Origin of the sequence: Desulfovermiculus halophilus DSM 18834, assembly GCF_000620765.1 — a bacterium.
Taxonomy (GTDB): domain Bacteria; phylum Desulfobacterota; class Desulfovibrionia; order Desulfovibrionales; family Desulfothermaceae; genus Desulfovermiculus; species Desulfovermiculus halophilus.
Genome location: NZ_JIAK01000026.1, coordinates 18,214 through 37,337, shown reverse-complemented (window position 1 = coordinate 37,337; position 19,124 = coordinate 18,214). Strand labels below are relative to the sequence as shown.

Sequence of the window (19,124 nt, the reverse complement as noted above, 5' to 3'; positions counted from 1 at the left end):
CCTTCACGTCACCTGACGAAATCCGCCATAACTGGCTGGAAAATCGGATGGCAGCATAGTCTAAACTTGTGTCCAAAGAACCGTTTCCGCTACACCAGAATGGTGCCGAGGGCCATGGACAGCCCCAGGACCACCCGGGTCACGCCCGGCATCGATTTGGCCATGCGCTGCAGGAACAGAATGAAGCGGGAGGCTCCGTTGATCACCGGCGTGACCACCGGCAGCAGAGTGCGTCCCAGGATTTCGCTGAGGTTGGCCACCTGCTGGCGCAGGAGCAGGAATCGGGCTCCGATGTCCTGGTTCATGGCGTCGGCCATCTGTTCGGTGACCGCCGTGCCGGTCTTCATGGCCCGGCCCACCGACTGGATATTGCCTTCGAGGCTCTCCATGCCCGCCGACATTTGCAGCAGGAACTTGACCGCCTCGTCGGAGCCGAAGGCCTTCTTCAGCTTCACCTGGGTGGCGGCGTTGGAGAGATCGGGGAACTGGCGCTTGATCTCCTGCAGGATGGGAACCACGCCCTTGAGACGGCCACTGGTGTCGGTGAAGGATAGGCCAAGCTCGTCACCGGCCTCGGCCGCCTTCATGATGAACGCCTTGTACAGCGTGCCCGCCTCGGAGCCGGGCATGGTGGTCTGGAGCTGGCCGAGCACGGCGAGCTGCTCGTTCAGGGGAATGTTGCTCGCGGCGGCCACCGCGCCGATGTTCTTGATGGCGTCGGCCATCTGGGTGCCGTTGGTCTTGAACGAGGCCACGGTCTGCGCCATGGCTCCGGAAAAGGCGGTCGCCCATTCCATGTCGTTCATGTCGGCCATGATGGGCTTGAATATCCCGTAGGCCGTGGTGAAGGTGCCGACCATCTCCTGGGTGGTGGCCTTGGTCGCCTTGGCGGTCATGGCGGCCATGGAGGTGAAGACGCCCACGGCCTCGTCGCTGAGGTTGGACAGGGCCGATTTCACATCGTAGGTGGCGGTGATGAAGGCGGCCTTGTCGGCACCGGACCATTGGTTAGTGAAGGATTCGGCGGCGTCCTCGATGGCCCGGAGGTCCTGCACGCCGAGGGACGCCAGCTCGCCCAGGGCTTTCTGGGTCGCGGCGGTGGAGGCGACCAGGGCGGCGGGTACTGCCATCAGGGCCAGTCCCGCCCCCAGCATCATGGTGCCTTGCTGGATGCGGTCCAGGTTGCGGGTCATCCGCTCGCTGGCATCCGCCACGGTGGAATCGAGGTCCATCATGGAGCCACGGATGCGCTGCGCGTTCTGCGAGAACGCATCCTTCATCGATACCACTATGCCCAGTCCGAGATTGCCGTTCATCTATCGCCGTTCCGTTTGCTCACGTTCAAAATCAAGTTGCCGCTCGAGGGCCTCGACGAACTGACGCCGGACCCTGAGCGGCAGCGAGCGGGTTTCCGACCAGCCCCAGTGCAGTCCGCCGTAAGCGAGAAAGAATGCGTCGCTTACAAGCGAACTCCTGGGAACAAAAAAGACGGTTCGGCCTCCAGTCGGGTGCGGATCTTGGTTCCGCAGCCATCGCATTCGGTCTCCACCGAGGTGTCGATTCCCGCGTCGACCCGCGACATCTCCTGCCGCAGCGCGTTGCGGTCGCGCATCGACATTTCCGACAGGCTCTTCTTGTTAGGAGCCTTGCCGTCGATGTCGAGGATGCGAATGAGCATGGCCGAGGAGATGTTGGGCTCGCGCAGGCTGGCCAAGCGTTTTTCCTTATGGCCGTCGAGATATCCGAAGCGCACGGTTTTCTTCGAGCCGGGCAGCTTGAAGACGAACTCCCGCTCCTCGCCGTAGGGGGTGAACTTGAGATCCTCGAGATTGACGGTCACAAAGTTGGTCATGCGGCAGGCGCTGTTCGGGCAGCTCAGCTCCAGCTCCACCTCGTCCCCCAGGGAAATCTGGCGCAGGCGGACCAGAGCGAACAGCCGGTCACCCGAGAGCAGGTTCATCACCTCGGAAAGATCGGGATCGGTCTTCTCGCCCAGCCGGACGAAACAGTTGCGGAGCACCTGGTTGATCGCCTCCCCTGAGCGGATCAGGCGTTGGTTGGTGAGCAGTTCTTCCTCGGTCCCGGTCATTTCCCGGAGTTCGAGTTCAGTGCCGCTTGGCAGTTCAAAGCTGTACATGGTCGATCCTCCGGTTTAGGTCCAGTATTGGAAGCAGATGGTGAGCTTCTCGATGGTGTTCTCGGTGTTGCCGCCCTCGAGCTCGTCATATTCAAGCGCCTTCACCCAGGCCCCGTGCAGTGTCCAGCGGCGGGTCTCGTTGCCGGTGCGGTCGTAGCGGACAACATCGATGTCGCGCATGTAGTCAGCCGGAAGACCACCGGTGACGGCGTTCACGTCCACCTGTTTCTTGATCCATTCGCGGGCCGCCTCGTCGGAGCCGTCCTGCAGGTTGCCTTTCTCGAGGGTGATGTCCTCGAACTTGACCCGGCCCGCCACCTTTTGGTCGAACATGGACCCGGCCGGGGCGAAGGCCACTTCCTCGAATTCGGTTTTGGGCTCCTGTCCCTTGTGGAACAGGGCCACGTCGAAGCCGTTTACCTCGATGGCAAACTGCCAGTTCTGGTAAAGGCTTTTGGGCATGTTTCCGCTTCTCATAGCCGTGTTCTCCCGTTAGATGATTTCTTTGAAGTCCGCGCCGGTGCTGGTCAGGATGAAGTTCAGCTCGATGAACTCCGCCGTCTTGGTCGGCTTGACGAACACGCGGGCCACCATTTCGTTGCGGTCGATGACCGCCGGGGTATTGGTCTCCTCGTCGCACTGGAATGCAAAGTCGTAGAGGCCGCCCTTGTCCTTGATGTCCTGCAGGAAGGGGTTGATCAGGCGGCCGAGGGCACGCCAGGTCTGGGGATGGTTCGGCTCGAACACCACGAAGCGGGAGGATTCCGAGATGGCTTCCTCCATAAACATCATCAGACGGCGGACGTTGATGCGGTCCACGGCCGAGGGCTGGCTTTGCAGCGTCTTCTGGCCCCAGATGTTGATGCCGGTGTCGGGGAACACGGCGATGACGTTGACCCCTTCCGGATAGAGCACATCGCGCTCGCCACGGCTGGTCTTGTAGGCCAGGGAGAGCGTGTTGAAGATGCGGCCACGGTCAATACCGGCGGGCGCGTTCCAGACGTTGGTCTTCTGGTCGCTGCGGGCGATGCAGCCCGCCACCGCGCCGCAGGGCGGCACCAGCTTTTTGCGCGAGTTGACCGGATCGCTGATCTCCAGCCAGGGATAGTAGAGCGCCGCGTAGGAGGAGTTGAATGCCGCGTGGCTGTACATCCCTTGTCCCTTGCGGAAGTCGACCGCTTCGAGCGGCTCCAGGTGCATGGGCGTGTCGGCGATGAACAGCAGATCCTTGCGCCCCTCGGCATAGGCGATTCCAGCGTTGATCACCGGCACCGTGGTGACGCCGGGGACCATCAGCAGGTTCAGGGCGTCGATCTCGTCAAAGCCATAGAGGCCGGTATGCTGCGAGGGATCGCCGATGAAGTCCGCATCGGCCAGATCGGTCAGACCATTGTCACCGCCGCTGAGCGTGAACACGCCCAATGCCGGACGGTCACTTGGCGTCCCGGACGCGGTGGCCAGATCCTGGACCAGGATGAAATCCGAGCGGTCGTTGATCGCCAGCTCCACGTGGTTCGGCAGCGTCTCGTCCATGCTCAGATCCTTGAACACCTCGACCACATCGCCTTTGTGCCGGACCACCAGATTGAAATGGTTGGCCGGATCGAGAGAACCGTCCTCGATGGAGATGGAGAGTCGGTCGCCCCAGACGCCTTCGTTCACGGCCTCGATCCGCAGGGCGTCGGCGGGCGTCGCCTCCCGGTTCTGCAGCACGATGGAAGATTTGAGCGCCGTCAGGGTGTCCCGGTCGGTGGAGTCGGTGAGATGGGCGATGCGGGTGACGTAGAGGACCGCCCCGCCGTTGTCGAAAAACGCCCGTGCGGCGTAGGCCAGATAGCTTTCGTTGATATAGGAGCCGAAACGGTTGATAAACTGTTCCCAGCTCGTCACCAGCACGGGCTTGTTGATCGGGCCTTTCTCGGCCACTCCGACCATGGCAGCCGACGAGGTCGAGATCTGCTTCACATAGAAACTGAAGTCCGTTTCCCGGGTGTAAATCCCGGGCGATAGATAGGTCGGCATGGTTATTTCCTCCGCTTGCTGGTGGTCTTGGCCTCATCGGCTGCGGCGTCCTCGGTTGCCGTGGGCTTTTCCGGTTCCGGTTCCGCGCCGCCGGTCAGGTCGGTGATGCGCACCAGGCCGCGTTTTCCGGCGGTCTTGATCTCGGCGGAGAGGTCCTTGCGGGCGATGCTCTTGCGTTCTCGCGGCCCGAGGTGAAGGGTTCCCTGGCCGGAGAGGTTGAACGTCAGGGGTTGGAACTGCAGGTTTCTGATCTCGATCACGGTTGTTCTCCTTTACGGTTGAATGGTTCGTTGCTCTGTCACGTCGCCGTGACCAACCGGCAGGACAGCCGGTTGGCACGACCGCAGGTCGCCCCGAAGGGGTGGAGCACAGGGATGTGCGACATGAAACTGGAAGGTCCGGTCCCGGATCAGCCGACCGTCGCGCAGGTCGCCGTCGTACACCGGGCAGGATTCGATACGGATGCGTCCGGAGCTTTGCCGGAGGTTGGAGAGGTTCACCCGGGCCAGACCGCCCAGAGGAACCAGTTCAGTGAGGTTCAAACTGCCCTGGTCGGCGATGGCGATCTCCGCGTGAAGCTGGAGGAACCGCGACACTGACTCGTGAAAACCGAGCAGTTCGGCCTCCCGGTCCACGGTCACCACCAGATCGAAATCGAGGTGATAGAGCCTGGGAAACCGGCACTCCTCGAAAGTCAGCTCCGCAACATTCTTCTCGAATAGGCGGCTCTGGCTGCGGCGGAAACGGTCTTCCGTCAGTTTCGGCCCCTGGAGGATGACGCTGGGGGTGCGCTGGACCTCGAACAGGTCATCCGGGAACACCAGCACGGTGTCCGGATGGATGGCCTGCTTGGCCAGGCGGATCAGGGTTTCTGTGACGGTCTGTATCGTGCTCAAGGGACGCCTCCGTTTTCTGCCTGGTTACTTACCGGAAGCGCTGGCGATGTGTCGGAGGCTCAAAGCGCGGAGCGGATCGCCTCACGATAGTTCTGGAGGATCTGTTCGCGGTACTTCTCCATCACCGGATGCAGAAAGGGTCTGGCGGGGATGATGATGGTCGCGCCGTTCGGATGGTTGATGGTGGCTCCGTACTCCATGACGGCACCGATGTTCACCATGTCTTCCCCGTCCTTGTTGACGGTGCCGCGCAGCAGGCCGACGAACGCCTTGTCGGCCATGATCTTCTGGGTGATGGCGTTGACGAGAAAGCCGGTGTCGATGAGCGCCTTGCTGGAACCTTTGCGCTCGATGGTGCTTTCGGCGAGTTTCACGAAGGCCTGTCCGCCCGGGGCCTGGGAGCGAATCCCCCGCTGGATCTCGCGCACCAGAAAAAGGGCGTTGCGGATCGTGGCCTGACGCAGGGCCGTGGCCAGGCGTGGCCCCATGCCGGTGGTCAGCTTGGCGCGGGCCTTGTCCCAGTCACCGGTCCGCCTAACGCCCATTGAGCTTCACCAGTTGCAGGTTTTTGTGAGTGACAGTGCCGAAGAAGTGTTCTTCTTCCACACTCTGTATGCGATAGGTTTCCCTGTCTGCGGCCAGGCGGTCTTCACCCTGGACGTCGGCATCCGGAAGGACACAGGCGAGCGCATCGATCTTGCCGCTCAGCTCCTCCGGCGGGGTTTCGTTCAGTTCGAGGGGGATGACGGAGATTTCCGTGTATTCGGCATCGTCGGTGCCGTAGAGCCGCTCGCCGGGAACCACCCGCAGGACGCGTGCTGTCTGGCCCGAGGAGAGGATCAGCCGGGCGACGTCGGCCACGGCTTCGGCGCGTTCCCGGTCATTCAACAACATCGAGATCGATCCCTTGTTCGTAGATGACCGGCGTAAGGCCGCTCGGGGTCAGGATGTAGGATTCAGGATCGACCTGCGCGGTAGGTAACAGTTCGGCGATGCGTTGCCGGTAGTCCGCGAGCAGATCGGCCTCGAGCTTGGCCCAGTGGCCGGGCTGGCCGGTTTTGTCCACCCGCTTGTCGCCGCTGGAAAAGGAGAAGGCGTTGGCGGTGGCCGAACGCATGACCTGGCAGGCGTGGATCTGCGCCATGATCACCAGAAGCTCGCGGACCTCGCCGGTGGGATCGGGGGTGATCTCTCCGGCCGTGATCGTCAGCGATTGGTCGAGGTCACGGCCGACCCGGAAAACGGCCTTCCGGACGCATCTCTCCAGAGTCTGGTCCTCGAAGAGAGATGCGCCCGGATCGGACAGGTCGAGCCGCAGGTCGGCGATCAGGTCACTCAGCAGCACCTTGCAGGCCCTCCAGACGGCTCTTGAGCGCGTCGATCACCGTGCGGCGTTTCTCGGTTTCCATGTAGCCCTTGAGGGTCTCCGGATTGGCCTCCTCGTTGACCTTGGAAATCGCGTCGGTGGCGGAGAGCTTGCTCAGGTCCACCGGTTCCGCGTCCTGGTCTGGCTCTGGAGGGGCGAGCGGTTCCTGCTTCGGTTTGTCGGCCATGGCCAGGCGGCCGTTCTTGAGCGCCGCCTGGATCTGCTTGGTGAGGCGTTCCACCTCGACCACCTGACCGGGCTTGAGCTTCAACCCGGCGTCGGGGATCACCAGAACGCCGGGACGGATGTTCTTGATTCGATTCATGTCACATCACCTCCTAAGATTACGGAACCAGTTTGACCTTGGCCATGATGTCGGGGCGAGTAATGCCCTGACCGATCTCTGACCACACCAGCCAGCCGGTCTTGAAGCGGGTTTTCTGGTCGATGGACTCCGTTTTGAGGTTTTCGCGCACCGGCATCTTGCCGACCTCTTCATCCGGGACGATGATGATCTCGTCCAGCGGCATGGAGGCGGTCAGCAGAATGCCACCGGTGCCGTAGTTCTTGATGACACCCTTCTGGCGCAGCTCGAGCTTGGTCTGGGGATCGAGGTTCCAGCCGCGCATGTCGTTGAACCGGCGGCCGCGCATGACGATGTACTTCACCGACAGCTCCAGGTCCTCGATGATCGAGATGGCCTCGTTCAGCGCCTCCTCGGTGAGCAAATCGCCGGTGACCTCGATGGTGTTGGTCGCCGGGATGGCCGAGGAGAGCACCGAGATGGTGCGGCGGTCCATCTCCTTGCGGATGGCGTCGGCGGCGCTGGTCTGGATGTCCATCAGCGTGCCGATGTTGCCGTTCTTGAGGACGGACACGTCCACCATCGGATTGGAGTGGATGCGGTTGGTGGGGAACTCGACTTCGTCCTTGCCCACCTCCTGCTCCTGGGCGTCGCCGTCCTTGCTGATCCAGTGGGCCTTGACGGTCGGTTTCTTCTGGTAAACCGGACGTTCGCCCTTTGGCAGCGTGTGCTTGGTGAGCAGCAGCGAGGAGATCTCCTTGCGCTTGATTTCCTGTTCGATGGGCGCGGCAATGGCGGCGGCAAGCGCTCGCATGCCTTCGGGCGACTCGAGAGCCTCGCTCATGAGCCGCGCCATGGTTTCCATGTATTCCTGGGAATGGATCTTCAACTGATTGGTTTTCATGTGCGTTGGCTCCTTGGGTTAGACGAGCAGGCGGAATTTGAGGACGCCGCTCTGTACGGAAATGGCGTGGGCGACGACGTGCTCTCCGGCCGCGACGCCGTTGGTCAGGCGACCGTTCGCCGAAACTTTCAGGTCGTCTCCGGCGACGATAGTCCCTTCGAAGGCGTCGGTCTCGTAAACGCCGCCATCGCAGTAGATACCGGGCATTTCGCCACCGGCGTAGTCCTTGATCAGGATGCCGAAGGAGCGCTTGGTGGGATCGGTGTTGACGGCGAACAGGTCGTCGCCGACCACGCGGACCACCTGGCCGAGCTGACCGTCGCCCTGGATGTGGCCGTCGCCATAGGCGAGGCTGCGGTGACACGGATTGATGAATGACATGGTGTTTCCTCCTTATGCGTTGATTTGCGAGTGTTCGGGAGAGTCCTCGCCGACACGGTTGCGGTAAGCGGCCATGAACCCGTCGCGCAGACGGTCCTCGAGCGACACCTTGCGGTCGTCCACATCGTGGGGCCTGACACCGGCGTCGCTGCGTAGCGGGGTTTCCGTCGATGCCTTGGCGGCGGGCTTGCCGCCCTGGTCGCTGTCGGCGGGTTTCTCTTCCTTGTCCTTGTCCGCTTTGGCCGATTTGGGCAGGCGTTCGTAAGCGGCCTCGGTGGCGGCGAAGGCTTCGTCGGACAGTTCGGCCAGGCGTTTCAGCTCGGCTTCCCGGTCCTCCTCGGAAGCGAAGGAGAGCCCCTGCTTCTCCAGACGGGTGAGCAGCTTCTTGGCCCGGGAGCGGCAGGCGGCCGCCTTTTGTTCGGCTTCCAGTTCCTGGACTCGTTTCTGCAGCTCGGCCACCTGGGCCTTGAGCTGCCGGTTTTCCTTTTCCAGGTCGGTAACGCGGGCAGGATCGCCTTCCTGCTGGGCCGGTTTCTTCTTGGCCGCTTCGACGGCCGGTTCATCGGTAGGTTTGGTTTTGTCTTCCATCGTGGAATCTCCTTCGGGTTGGGATTGGTCGGGCTGGCTCTGAAGGGACGCCACCTGCAGAATCCTGGCGTTCTCGTCCGCGCCTTTGCGGTCGAGCAGTCCCAGTCCGGTGAAAGTGACGCCGTGCAGAATCTCGAAAACGGGTTGGCCATTGAAATCACGGCCCTTGAACTTGCGCAGGTGGGTGCAGTAGTCGGCCTTGTTCTGGAAGCGCTTGTGGCAGACCGAGCATTCGCCTTCCTGGTAGTCGCACTCCATGGAGACCTGGGAGATGATCCCGCGCTTCATCAGCTTGTAGGCCAGCCGGGCGGCCGGGGTGTCGTGGACGTACAGCTCGCCCACGCATTCCACGCGGCCCCCGTTGTCGTCCTCCAGGTAGTCGGCGGCGACGATGCCGCCGACGATGTCGTTGAACTCCTGCGAATGCTGCAGATCGACCTTCTTGTTCACGGCCGTCATATGCCGACCGGACAACTCCTCGGCGGTGAAGTGGTCGCCGTTCTTGTTGGTCCCGGTTCGGCAGAGCACGAAGCTGAACTGGGGGTCGCCCGCCGAACCGACATCCATGGCCTCGGTCGCGAGGCTTTCGCCTTCGCCCAGCCGGATATCCACGGGGATGCTGGTGTGGAAGTTCGCGGCGGCGGCCATCGGAACGGGTTTCTCCTCCCGTTCGGCGCTGGCCTTGGCCCCGGGAGCGCAGACGAACAGGCGCTCCTTGGCGTTGGAAGCCTCGCCGTGCTTGGAGGTGATGGCGTAGTGGTGATCCTTGGACTTCATCCGGCTCTGTTTGCCGAAGGAGCCGATGATCCGCTTCATCTCCTGCTCGTTGGGATAGGCGTGATCGCGGTAGGAAATCAGCCAGTGCGGAATGTGCTTGGCATTGCCGAGAAAGGTCTGGAAGAACTCGCTGGCGTTGGCCTTGGTGACGGTCTTGTGGTCGGTCTCGTAATACTTGACCTTGGTGTCGGCCTTGATTTCGAGCCCTTCCCAATAGGTCATGAGCCCTTCCACGAAGTGGTAGGCCCGCTCGTAGTTGGTAGTCGAAAACTCGGTGGCGTAGGGCGGATCGAAGTAGGCCAGATCCGCCTTGGCTTTTGGCAGCAGGTCGTTGATGTCCTGCCGGTATGCCTTGTTCTCCTTGTCGTTGTCGAAGACCAGGGCGTTGATACGCTGCAGGTTCTTGCGCAGACGATCCTTGAACTCGTCAGGGGTGTCCTGGCGGCGGCCATAATCGGTGTACGACGAGAAGTGGCCGAAGCCACCCTTACCGCTCATGCAGGTTTTGCCGAGGCCGAACAGGGCGATGTCTTTCTTGAAGCCGGAGAGCTTGTCGCAGTTGGCGCGGATGGTGTCGATCAGCGCGTGGACGCCCTTGGCGAAAAAGATGCCCTTGAAGTTGTCCTGAACGAAGCTGCCCGCCTTGGCGTTTTCGGCCAGGAGCGCCTCGATCTCGTCCTCGCTCAGGCGAACCGAGTTGTTCTCGATGATCGCCTTGGCGGCGTGGTGGCAGTAGCGGAGCCGGTCGTTGGCGATGACCTGGAGGCCCTTGGTCTTGTACATGTAGGCCACGACCGCAGACCCCGAAAAGGCGTCGAGCACGGTGCCAACGCCTTCCGGGGTATGCTTCCAGATCCAGTCGACGAGCTTCTGCTTACTGCCGATGTAGTTGGTGATGTACTTGGGGCGCTTCTCGGGAGGGAGCTCTTCAGGAGCGGACTGTTCGGCGGCCTCGGTCCCAAGCGCATCGGGATCGAGAGTCAGCGCCGCATCGGCCTCCAGTAGAAACGCCAGCCTTTCCAGGTCTGTGGCGAACAGTTCCATCAACGTCTCCGGTCAGTTTGCTGTGCTCTCCGCGACCTGCGGGGAGCGTTCAGCGGTTACTTACCGGAAGCGTCGACGATGTGTCGGAGGGTGACGGAGAATTTCAGTGGGCGGGGTTCAGACGGGCCAGAACGGCCTTGCCGCAGGCGTCGAGGGAGGGGTATTCGTCGCTCTCGGTGATCTCGGAAAAGACCCCGTCATAGGGGGAGCGGGACAGCCGGTGGTATTCGAGAAAATCAGAGGGAAGCGAGGTGGCCCCGGCCTCGACCAGACGGTTGACCACCCAGGCGGCTTCGTCCTTGCGGTCGGCAAGCCCGCTCGGCCCCCGGTCGAGGTAGTACATCTCCACATCCAGACCCGGACCCGGCCCCTGAACCCAGACGCCCACGGGCACGTATTCCGGGACGGTGGCCTCCCGGTCGGCGACTATCGAGTCGATCATATAGCGCAGTTTCATGACCAGTCCTCCGCGATCCGGAGATGCTCTGCCAGAAGCTGGGCGTCGATCCGGTGGAATCTTTCGGTGTTTTTCTGCCGGTAGGCGATCCAGCGTTGCCAGTCCGCCGCGAGCTCGGGCTCCGAGACCGGCTCCATCATTTCGACATGGTGAATCCGGCCCAGATCGTCGGTCAGCTCTACAATCAGCCAGCCTTCGGCCTCCTTGCCGTCATGTTCGGCCATCAGGGTGTCTTCGACCCGGACATCGACCACTTTGATGGTGTGGGCGTGCTGAAAGCCCTCGTCGTAACCGAGCGCCTTCCACAACAGCCAGAAATCGGTGCGCAGATGGTTGCCAGCAGCGTCGAAATGGGGTGCGATCCGGGTGACGGTGAAGCTGTCCACCAGGGTATCCAGAAAGAGATCCTCGGATTCTCTGACCGTCATGCGGCTGCCCCGGCTGTTGAACCAGTGCAGCGATTCTTGCAGCCGCCGTTTTTCCTGCTCGATAAAGTCCTTCATGGTCATTGTTTGCGTTTGCTCCAGCTTTGAGGAGTATGGACGATGTCCTCCACCTTGCGCCCGTCGGGTAGTTTCTTGATGCCGCGCCGGGTGAAACTCTGGATGATCTCCCGGCGTTCGTTGTCGCTTCTGGCGACGATGAATTCGATGTTGTCCAGCAGCGTCACCGAGTATTTGAAGATGGTCTCGTTGCCATGGCGCTGCGAGAACCGCTTCCAGTCGTCGATGCTGGCCCCCCGGTTGCGCTGCACGTAGTCATCAATCACCTTGCCGTAGGCGTCATGGTCATAACTGATAGCGTCCATGCGCCGCAGCATCTGTTTCTTGAAATAGAGGGCCGGTGAGGCGTCGCTGGCCGGTTGCTTCTTGATCCGGGTGAAGAAATAGCTCGCGCCGCCGGTCTGCATGTCAGCCACCGGGGACATTCCGCCCGGAGCCACGCCCATGCGCATCTTCTCGACCGTGCTGACCATGGCTCCGTTGTTCTCCATGATCAAGTCGATGAAGCCGGACATACTCTCGCCGTTGGTCAGATCGTGGACCAGCGAATAGCCCTTCATCTGTTTTTCCAGGTCCTCCTCAGTGATGTCGAACCGGAGCTGGTGCCGGTATCCGCCCTTGGCGTCGCGGTCTAGAAAGCCCGCCTGGTATTCGCCCAGCGGGTTGTATCCGGAAAGCTGGGTGATGTCCTGGACGCCAAGTTCCTTTTGCCAATAGCCGCGCAGAGCCTGGACCCGCTCGGTGGTGGTGGCGTTGCGGTCGTCGAGGGATTTCTGCAGTCGTTTGTAGTCGGCGCTCTTGTCGGTCTTGCGGATGTAGGCGAGCTTTTCGAGGTACATCTGCTCCGCGTTTTCCGCCGTGGCCACCCGGGTATCGATCCCAAGCTGTTCGAGCTTTTCCAGCATCGCCTCGACCCGTCCGGGGGTAGCGTCGCCGTCCAGGATCATTTCCAGCTCGCCGCGCTGGGCATAGAGGTTGGTGTCTGACCAGGGGCGATAGCGGACCCGGGTGCCGTCCTCGAAGGTGACGGTGTACTGGTGCCCGTCCTGCATGCGGGAGTTGTGATTGAACAGCGTCCGGTTGTCGATGTCGTCGGCCTCGACGGTAATGGTGCCGGAACCGATCCTGCGCTTGGTGTGGGTCACCTTGCCGCGTTCCACCTTGAACGGCGGTTTCTCCTTGGGTTTCTGCGCGTCGAGCTTGGGCAGGTACTGCTCGAATACGCCGTTGGTGGCCCGGTCCCAGTCGACGGACTCTTCGATCTCCTTGACCCATTTCAGATAATGGTCCGCCATCTCCTTGACCTTGGGCTCGGTGCTCTTTTGCAGGGTCTCCAGTTTCTTGCGCAGGCGCAGGGCCTTGTCGATCTTGGTCCGGTTGTACTTGCCGTCGCCCACGTGGAAATTGACGTTTTTGACGGCGTCCAGAATCGTCGGAAAGAAGCTGTCTTCGACCAGCGGTTGTCCCTTTTCCCCTGCCGCCGTCTGCACATACCTGCGTAGCACCTCGTCGATGCGGCGGTCCGTGTCCGGCCGGATCTTCATCTTGACCACGGTGCGCTTCTTCCCCTTAAAGCTCTCGGTGAAGATCAGCGCGTTCTGGTCCTCCACGTCGCCGCTGTCGAAGGGCAGTGTCTTGCCCTGCCAGCCGAGTTTGCGGGCCTCCTCGACCAGGGTCTCTTCGGCGGAGGAGAGCAACTTTTTCTTCCCGGTGGCGGCGCTCAGCTTGTCGAAACGGAAGCCCCGATCCCCCAGCACATCGGCGTAATAGCCTTCGAAGTCCCGCCTGAGATTGTGTTTCCGCTCCAGGGCCAGATCATAGAAATGCCGCAGCCCGGCCGGGTCCTTGGAAAACCGTCCCTCGGCGTAGGGCCGCAGCAGATCGAGGTAATCCTCGTCGGCAATCTTTTCGACTTCCTGGATGTAGCGAAGGGTCGCGTTCGGATCGACCCGTACCTTCCCTTCCTTGGCCGCCCGGAAGACCTTGTTGTAAAACGGCTCTTCCTCGCCGCAGACGCCGTTGGGGTGATAGTCGAGCGAGAGCTTGTCCTGGCCCAGAAACTTGAAAGCCTGGCCTTTGTCGATGCCGTAGACGCGACCGTCCCGAGCACGGACGAACTGCTTGGAATGTCCGTCGTGGTTGGCGATCAGCCAGTCGACCACATGCTCGCGCTGGATCTGCTCCAATTCGATGGTGGTCAGATCCTGGGGCAGGATGTTGCGAAAATCGAAATCATCCCGCAGATCGGTGCGCCATTTTTGAATGGAACCGGTGCGGCCGTTCAATTGGATGGTGCGCACCTCGATTGAATGGGGGTCGATCAGGCGGCCAATCTTGTAGGCGGCTTCCTCTCCGAAGGCGATGAACTCATCGTCCTTGCGGCCAATGGGCTTGAACAGCCATTTGTCGCCGTTTTCGTCGGTCCAGAACTCCTTTTCATGTGCGCCGCCGACAGCGGCCTTGCCGGTTTTCTTGAATTTTGACGGCAGACCTTTCTGCTGCCACGCTGAATCGACTGTGGCGAACTCCGCGCCTTTCTTGCCGATCTTGGCCTCGGGCGGCTTGACCGGGCTCGGCTGTGGAGCCGGTTTCGGCGGCTCTTTCTTCGGCGTGGCGGGCTTGGCAGGAGCGGTTTTCTTCTTGCCGCCATGCTTTTCGGCCCAGGCAGCGTGCTTGGTGTCGATGCTGGCCTGAACCGCCTTGATTTTCGCGGGATCGGTCTCGGTGAAGAGCGTGGTCAGCTCGTCTTTGTTGGCCCACTGCCAATACTGGACCTTGGTCTCCTTGGCGAGCGTCTTGAGTTCCGTCGATTTCAGCTTGCCGACCTGGTCCTGGAAGAGCTGTTTCTTGAGGGCGATTTCCTTGCTGTGGGCCGCCAGCAGATCCTGGGGTAGATCTGTGCCGCCGGAAACCGCCTGTTCCGCCTTGGCAATCGCGTCGAGGAAATCTTTGTAGCCGGTCGGCGTGTCGGGAACGACCACGGCCTTGGCGGCATCTTCGAGGGCCGTTTTCTGTTTCAGGATCAACTTCTGCTTGGCCTCGTCGACCGCCTTTTTCTTGACCGACTCGGCCATGTCGGCACCGGCCTTCTTCTGTAGCGCCTCGACGAGCTGCTGTTTGTTCTTGAGGATGCCGATGCCGTGCTTCTGTTTGGCCGCCGCGAGTTCCTTGCCCATCAGGCCACTGTGATCCACGCCGGGCTCCAGCTTGTCCAGCAGCTCGATGGTCTCCTGTTTGGTCATATTGAGGGAGATGCCGTTCTCCTTCGCCATCTCCTTGAGCTGCTGGGCGGTCATGCCCTCCAGCCCCTCGGCGGGAGGGATCTTCGCCATCTGGGCGGCGAGCAGCTTGGCCTGTTTGAGTTCCGCCAGCTTCAATCCCAGCAGCTCGACCAGTTCTTCCTTGGTCCGCAGCAGGCCGATCTTGTGCTCCTTGAGCTTGGCGCTGAGCGCCGTTCCGGCCAGGTCACCGTGATCGATCCCCGGTTCGGCCAGATCGAGCAGCTTGATGAAATCGGCCTTGGTCCGGGCAATGGCCACGCCGTTTTGTTTCGCCAGGGTCTGGAGCTGTTTGACCGTCAGCGAGCCGAGGTCGGCGATGTCGCCGTTTTCAAAGGCGCTCTTGATCTTGGCGTTCTCCTTGGCCTGGGCGTCGGCCATGCCTTCCAGCACATGGGGCGGGAGAATGCAGGCGTCCCCCTGCGATGCCTGGGCGGCTGCCTTGGCGGCCATCTCGCTGCCGCAGACGGTCATCGGCCAAGCCACGATATTTGTGCAGCGGCAGTGCGGATGCGCGGGTTGCTGGGGGAATTTGTCGATGGGAAAGGTCTTGCCGTCCAGGCCGCCGCAGACCGGGCACATGCGCTCGTCCTCCATGGCCAGCCATTCCAGCTTCTGGATGCCGACCCGCTCGTGGAACTTGAGCCTGCCCATGTTGTGGGCGCGGAGTACCTCGGTGCGGGCGATCATCTCCATGCGGTACTGGGCCTTGCTGAACACCCGGCTTCCGGCCTGACGAAAGGAGTCCTTGTCGATGATCACCTTGCCCATGTCCCGGACGATGTCGTCGGCTCCCTTGCCCGTGGCGACGCCGTTCAGGATGGTGCGCTTGATGCCGTCTGCGAGTTCGCGGTGGACGTCACCGGCGAGCGTGAGGTTGTACTGCGCCATGAAGTCGAGGGCGTTGGTGTCGACAATGGTGAACACATTGGTGGCCAGCTTATCGATGCCCTCGGGCTTCAGGTCGGCGTAGAACGGCAGCGCCGCGTCGGCGAGCTCTCCAATTCCCTGCTGGATGCCGAGCTTGAAGGAGTCCTTGGTCGTCTTGCGAAAGACCAGGGTCTGCTCCCGTTTGAGCCGCTTCATGCTGTCGTCGAGTTCGAGCTGGAGCTTTTCCAGCCCCTTGAGCGCGGCGAGCTTGTTGTCCGGCAGGGAGCCGAGGGAGCGGTACTGGAGAATGGCGCGGCCGACCTCGTCTTCGGCCTGTTTCAGTGCCTGAGTGAGCTGGGCCGTGACCTGGTCGTTGTAGCGGTTACGGGCCGTCAGGCTTTTCAGGGTGGCGTCCTGGATGCGCTGCTTGAGGTCCGATGGCATCAGCGAGGCTCTCGGCGGTCGATGAAGCGACAGGCCGGGGCGTCGAAGGTGCGCTCGCTGTTGTGGACCCGGCAGTGGTTGGTGTCAGCAATGAAATGGCTGCATTCGTCGCACACAGCTGCGTCGCCGGTGGACTCCAGGTCGCCCGACCAGACCAATGCCGCCTCCGCCGTGGGTTCATCGTCCTCGGCCGGAATCCCGAGCATTTTGCGGGCGCGAGGCACGCTGAGGATGCCGGAGACGACCATATCCACCACCGGCTTCACCTGCTTCTCGTCCATCAGGTCGATCTGCTTACGTTCTTTCTCGCGGTTGGCAGCCTCGATGTCCGGGTCCAGGTCCATCTTGAGCTGAAGGCTGGAACGGCTGATGAGCTTGCGGTCGTAGAGTTCGATGAGTAGCTTCTTGAAATCGACCGCGTCGCTGGGGTCGAGGTCGTTGAAGATGAACTGGATGCTCTTGTCGCCGTGGCCATTCAGCTCTATCCAGTCGTCGAACACCCAGTCGAGGAGCTTGCGAGCGGCCTGTTTGATCTCGCGGATCATGACCATCATCTTCTGCATGCTCACCGAGGCGGTGGCGAAATTCGGGCCGTCGCCGGTCACCAGCGAGCGTGACAGGCCCAGGGCCACCACGATGTCTTCCTTCACCTCTTTGACCTTGTCCTCGACGTTGAGGACCTGACCGTCGGTGCCGTGGGTTTCGACATTGACGTAGAACGGGACCACCAGACCGCTTTTCATATCCATCTTGTTGACCATGTCGCGGACCTGTTCGAGCATCCGCTGGTCCGGCATCACCATCTTCTGGCCAAACGCGCCGCCCACCTTGAGCAGACGAAAGGGCGTTGCCCAGCGCTTGGCGATGGCCTGTTCGGCCCGGCGGTAGTCGCGCAGCAGTTCGATGGCCTGAAAGGCGGGAAGCACGAGGGAGTTACCCCGGGGCGAAAAGGCCGGAGCATCCCATTTAAGGTGGAGCACCTGTTCGACGGGCAGAGGAATGGATTCCCCGCCGCCGGGGGTGTCCTCGGGAAATTGCCGGGCCTCGATCAGCTCGCCCTGGGCGTATTTGACCTTGACCGAAACCGGGTTGACGCAGACCAGTTCCTCGATGTCCTGGCCGGACTTGGTGAAGCGCTTGAAGCCGATGGCGTCACCTTTCACCAGGAGCTGAAGAACCATGTCCTTGATGAATTGCGTGATGTTCAACCGCCAAGCTGCCTCCAGAGCCTGCTCCTTGAGGTTCTCGTCATCGCTGGTGATTTTGATCTCGTCGCCCACAGCGAAGGTGCGCCAGGAGTTGACGCAGTTCTTCACCAGCGGCTCCTCGACATAGTATTCCCAGGCCTTGCGGGCGCGTTCCTCCCAGGTGGCCGGAATCGCTTCGGCGGCGTTGACCTTGCTGAAGGCTGCCGAGTCGAGCGCGGCCGCTGCGGCCAGCGGCGCGATGACAAAGCCGGTGGTGTCCAGGCTTTCGGGTTGTTCGTCCTGATGGGCGGTGCTTTCCACGTGATCCTCTCGGTAGTTTCGGCCATGACAGCCGCACATCCGGCCCGTGTGGGCCGAACCCGGCTCGATGCCGGTTACTTACCGGAGCGGGGTGGAAAGCGTCGGAGGATGAGTTTGGCGGGTGGTCAATATGCAAAATCTCTTCATTTGGGAAGAAGTAAAGAGGTTTTGCATCAGACTGCATTGAGGCGGCCGAGGCCGAAACCAGAAATTTTCCTTGCCATTTCAAGTCTAAACTGGCAATAATTATTTCCGGTTGTTATATTGACCGGAAAAATTGATAGCCGGAGGTTTTCGCGATGATTGACCTGCTTAAAGAAATAATCCTCGATTTTCAGGAGATTGACCTTCCGACGGGTGTGCCCAGGCGGGTTGCTGTTTCGCCAGTGCCGGGAAAAGCCACGGTTTGCATCGGTGTGCGCCGCAGCGGTAAATCGACTTTCATGTTCCAGCTTATGAAGAAGCTGCAGGACACTGGCGTTGCCCGTCAGAACATCCTCTATCTGAACTTTTTCGATGATCGTCTGCATAGCCTGCAACACGACAATCTGGGTGTGATTCTGGAAGCCTACTTTTCGCTCTATCCGGAAAAAAAGAATGCCGAGAAGGTTTATTGCTTTTTCGATGAGATCCAGGTCGTACCTGGCTGGGAGCCCTTCGTTGACCGCTTGATGCGCATGGAAAAGTGCGAGGTGTACATTACCGGGTCGTCGGCTCAGATGCTCTCACGAGAGATAGCGACCCAGATGCGCGGCCGGGCACTCTCCTGGGAAATGTTCCCGTTTTCATTCCGGGAGTTTCTCGACTACAAGGGGATCGAGAGCGACGGTCCACTCTCGACCAAAAAACGTCTGACTGTCCAGAAGGCATTCAAGGAGTACTGGGAAACCGGTGGCTTCCCCGAGGTTGCAGGCCTTAACCGTATGCTGCGAATCAAGACCCACCAAGAGTATTTCAACGCAATGCTGTTCCGGGACCTTGTTGAACGCCATGATATCTCTCACCCCAAGGCGGTCACGGATCTGGCGCATTGGCTGGTGGACAATACGGGTTCCCTCTATTCCATCAACAACCTGACCGGCTACCTGAAATCCCTGGGGCACAAAGCGCCGAAACCCGCCGTCTCCGATTATCTCGAATGGTTCGAGGATGCCTACGTTCTGTTCACGGTGCGCATCTTTGACGCCTCGCTGGCCCGGGCCAACACCAACCCCAAGAAGATTTACTGCGTCGATCACGCGCTGGTGACGTCGATCAGCTCCGGCATTCTGGTCAACTCGGGCCATCTTCTGGAGAACCTGGTGTTCACCGCGCTGCGTCGGGTCACGCCGGATATCTTTTACTACAAGACCAAGGCGGGCCGGGAGGTTGATTTCATCGCCGGACGACAAGGCCCGTCCCGCATGCTTGTTCAGGTTTGTGAATCGATGGCCGACCAGCAAACCCGCAAGCGGGAAACCACCGCGCTTGCCGAAGCCATGACCGAACTGAAACTGTCGCATGGCATTATCGTGACGCGTAACGAGGAAGAGCAGATACAGGTAGATTCCGGAAAAATTGACGTGGTGCCCGCCTGGCGGTTTCTGCTGAACATGCCGGAAAGCGCCTGACATCCAAGCCACGGCCTTTCCCTGGCCCTCGGGCA

The 19,124-nt window shown here is 61.1% G+C and carries 18 protein-coding genes; 1 reads left to right on the top strand and 17 read right to left on the bottom strand.

Features of this window, described 5'->3' with window-relative positions; genetic code table 11:
* Positions 1 to 89 precede the first annotated feature (89 nt).
* The 17 genes from N902_RS17645 to N902_RS0111860 all read right to left on the bottom strand — a co-directional run bounded on the left by N902_RS17645 (position 90) and on the right by N902_RS0111860 (position 17,479).
* Positions 90 to 1,316, bottom strand: coding sequence for a phage tail tape measure protein (locus N902_RS17645; protein ID WP_051564546.1), 1,227 nt, complete (start codon positions 1,314 to 1,316; stop codon positions 90 to 92).
* 143 nt (positions 1,317 to 1,459) lie between these two features.
* Entirely contained in the window at positions 1,460 to 2,137 is a 678-nt protein-coding gene (locus N902_RS0111935) for a T4 family baseplate hub assembly chaperone (protein ID WP_027371117.1), read from the bottom strand.
* 15 nt (positions 2,138 to 2,152) lie between these two features.
* On the bottom strand, positions 2,153 to 2,599 hold the full coding sequence (locus tag N902_RS0111930; protein ID WP_225940361.1) for a phage tail protein: 447 nt from the start codon (positions 2,597 to 2,599) through the stop codon (positions 2,153 to 2,155).
* Between the two features lie 30 nt (positions 2,600 to 2,629).
* Positions 2,630 to 4,159 carry a phage tail sheath C-terminal domain-containing protein gene (locus tag N902_RS0111925; protein ID WP_027371116.1) on the bottom strand — a complete coding sequence of 510 codons (1,530 nt, stop codon included), beginning with the start codon at positions 4,157 to 4,159 and terminating at the stop codon, positions 2,630 to 2,632.
* 2 nt (positions 4,160 to 4,161) lie between these two features.
* Positions 4,162 to 4,419 (bottom strand): hypothetical protein, encoded by a 258-nt coding sequence (locus N902_RS0111920; protein WP_011366975.1) that lies wholly within the window; start codon positions 4,417 to 4,419, stop codon positions 4,162 to 4,164.
* A gap of 12 nt (positions 4,420 to 4,431) precedes the next feature.
* Positions 4,432 to 5,055 carry a hypothetical protein gene (locus tag N902_RS0111915; protein ID WP_011366974.1) on the bottom strand — a complete coding sequence of 208 codons (624 nt, stop codon included), beginning with the start codon at positions 5,053 to 5,055 and terminating at the stop codon, positions 4,432 to 4,434.
* Positions 5,056 to 5,114: 59 nt separating this feature from the next.
* Positions 5,115 to 5,600 (bottom strand): phage virion morphogenesis protein, encoded by a 486-nt coding sequence (locus N902_RS0111910; RefSeq protein WP_027371115.1) that lies wholly within the window; start codon positions 5,598 to 5,600, stop codon positions 5,115 to 5,117.
* Positions 5,590 to 5,949 carry a hypothetical protein gene (locus N902_RS0111905; RefSeq protein WP_027371114.1) on the bottom strand — a complete coding sequence of 120 codons (360 nt, stop codon included), beginning with the start codon at positions 5,947 to 5,949 and terminating at the stop codon, positions 5,590 to 5,592. The genes N902_RS0111910 and N902_RS0111905 overlap by 11 nt, the downstream gene beginning before the upstream one ends.
* Positions 5,936 to 6,400 (bottom strand): hypothetical protein, encoded by a 465-nt coding sequence (locus N902_RS0111900; RefSeq protein ID WP_011366971.1) that lies wholly within the window; start codon positions 6,398 to 6,400, stop codon positions 5,936 to 5,938. Before N902_RS0111900 ends, N902_RS0111905 begins: the two co-directional genes overlap by 14 nt.
* Complete coding sequence (locus N902_RS0111895; protein ID WP_011366970.1) at positions 6,387 to 6,746, bottom strand: hypothetical protein; 360 nt, start codon at positions 6,744 to 6,746, stop codon at positions 6,387 to 6,389. The genes N902_RS0111900 and N902_RS0111895 overlap by 14 nt, the downstream gene beginning before the upstream one ends.
* A 19-nt stretch (positions 6,747 to 6,765) precedes the next feature.
* Positions 6,766 to 7,629 (bottom strand): HK97-fold major capsid protein, encoded by an 864-nt coding sequence (locus tag N902_RS0111890; protein WP_011366969.1) that lies wholly within the window; start codon positions 7,627 to 7,629, stop codon positions 6,766 to 6,768.
* 18 nt (positions 7,630 to 7,647) lie between these two features.
* A complete protein-coding gene (locus N902_RS0111885) occupies positions 7,648 to 8,010 on the bottom strand; it encodes a hypothetical protein (RefSeq protein ID WP_027371113.1) in 363 nt (120 codons plus the stop codon).
* Between the two features lie 12 nt (positions 8,011 to 8,022).
* Positions 8,023 to 10,419, bottom strand: coding sequence for a DNA adenine methylase (locus tag N902_RS0111880; RefSeq protein WP_027371112.1), 2,397 nt, complete (start codon positions 10,417 to 10,419; stop codon positions 8,023 to 8,025).
* Positions 10,420 to 10,522: 103 nt separating this feature from the next.
* Positions 10,523 to 10,876, bottom strand: a complete 354-nt coding sequence (locus tag N902_RS0111875; RefSeq protein ID WP_027371111.1) for a hypothetical protein — start codon at positions 10,874 to 10,876, stop codon at positions 10,523 to 10,525.
* The gene (locus tag N902_RS0111870) at positions 10,873 to 11,385 is read right to left on the bottom strand and encodes a hypothetical protein (protein ID WP_027371110.1); all 513 of its coding nucleotides are present in this window, start codon (positions 11,383 to 11,385) and stop codon (positions 10,873 to 10,875) included. Before N902_RS0111870 ends, N902_RS0111875 begins: the two co-directional genes overlap by 4 nt.
* Complete coding sequence (locus tag N902_RS0111865; RefSeq protein ID WP_027371109.1) at positions 11,382 to 15,971, bottom strand: minor capsid protein; 4,590 nt, start codon at positions 15,969 to 15,971, stop codon at positions 11,382 to 11,384. Before N902_RS0111865 ends, N902_RS0111870 begins: the two co-directional genes overlap by 4 nt.
* Entirely contained in the window at positions 15,971 to 17,479 is a 1,509-nt protein-coding gene (locus N902_RS0111860) for a phage portal protein family protein (RefSeq protein WP_027371108.1), read from the bottom strand. The genes N902_RS0111865 and N902_RS0111860 overlap by 1 nt, the downstream gene beginning before the upstream one ends.
* A 299-nt stretch (positions 17,480 to 17,778) precedes the next feature.
* Between N902_RS0111860 and N902_RS0111855 the strand changes: the two genes are divergently transcribed.
* Positions 17,779 to 19,089: an ATP-binding protein gene (locus N902_RS0111855; RefSeq protein WP_027371107.1), complete on the top strand. Its 1,311-nt coding sequence runs from the start codon at positions 17,779 to 17,781 to the stop codon at positions 19,087 to 19,089.
* Positions 19,090 to 19,124 lie beyond the last annotated feature (35 nt).

Bases quoted from the DNA above. Each gene is read 5' to 3' on its own strand.
- N902_RS17645 (WP_051564546.1), bottom strand. From the start codon at position 1,316: ATGAACGGCAATCTCGGACTGGGCATAGTGGTATCGATGAAGGATGCG.
- N902_RS0111935 (WP_027371117.1), bottom strand. From the start codon at position 2,137: ATGTACAGCTTTGAACTGCCAAGCGGCACTGAACTCGAACTCCGGGAA.
- N902_RS0111930 (WP_225940361.1), bottom strand. From the start codon at position 2,599: ATGCCCAAAAGCCTTTACCAGAACTGGCAGTTTGCCATCGAGGTAAAC.
- N902_RS0111925 (WP_027371116.1), bottom strand. From the start codon at position 4,159: ATGCCGACCTATCTATCGCCCGGGATTTACACCCGGGAAACGGACTTC.
- N902_RS0111910 (WP_027371115.1), bottom strand. From the start codon at position 5,600: ATGGGCGTTAGGCGGACCGGTGACTGGGACAAGGCCCGCGCCAAGCTG.
- N902_RS0111905 (WP_027371114.1), bottom strand. From the start codon at position 5,949: ATGTTGTTGAATGACCGGGAACGCGCCGAAGCCGTGGCCGACGTCGCC.
- N902_RS0111895 (WP_011366970.1), bottom strand. From the start codon at position 6,746: ATGAATCGAATCAAGAACATCCGTCCCGGCGTTCTGGTGATCCCCGAC.
- N902_RS0111890 (WP_011366969.1), bottom strand. From the start codon at position 7,629: ATGAAAACCAATCAGTTGAAGATCCATTCCCAGGAATACATGGAAACC.
- N902_RS0111885 (WP_027371113.1), bottom strand. From the start codon at position 8,010: ATGTCATTCATCAATCCGTGTCACCGCAGCCTCGCCTATGGCGACGGC.
- N902_RS0111880 (WP_027371112.1), bottom strand. From the start codon at position 10,419: ATGGAACTGTTCGCCACAGACCTGGAAAGGCTGGCGTTTCTACTGGAG.
- N902_RS0111875 (WP_027371111.1), bottom strand. From the start codon at position 10,876: ATGAAACTGCGCTATATGATCGACTCGATAGTCGCCGACCGGGAGGCC.
- N902_RS0111870 (WP_027371110.1), bottom strand. From the start codon at position 11,385: ATGACCATGAAGGACTTTATCGAGCAGGAAAAACGGCGGCTGCAAGAA.
- N902_RS0111865 (WP_027371109.1), bottom strand. From the start codon at position 15,971: ATGCCATCGGACCTCAAGCAGCGCATCCAGGACGCCACCCTGAAAAGC.
- N902_RS0111855 (WP_027371107.1), top strand. From the start codon at position 17,779: ATGATTGACCTGCTTAAAGAAATAATCCTCGATTTTCAGGAGATTGAC.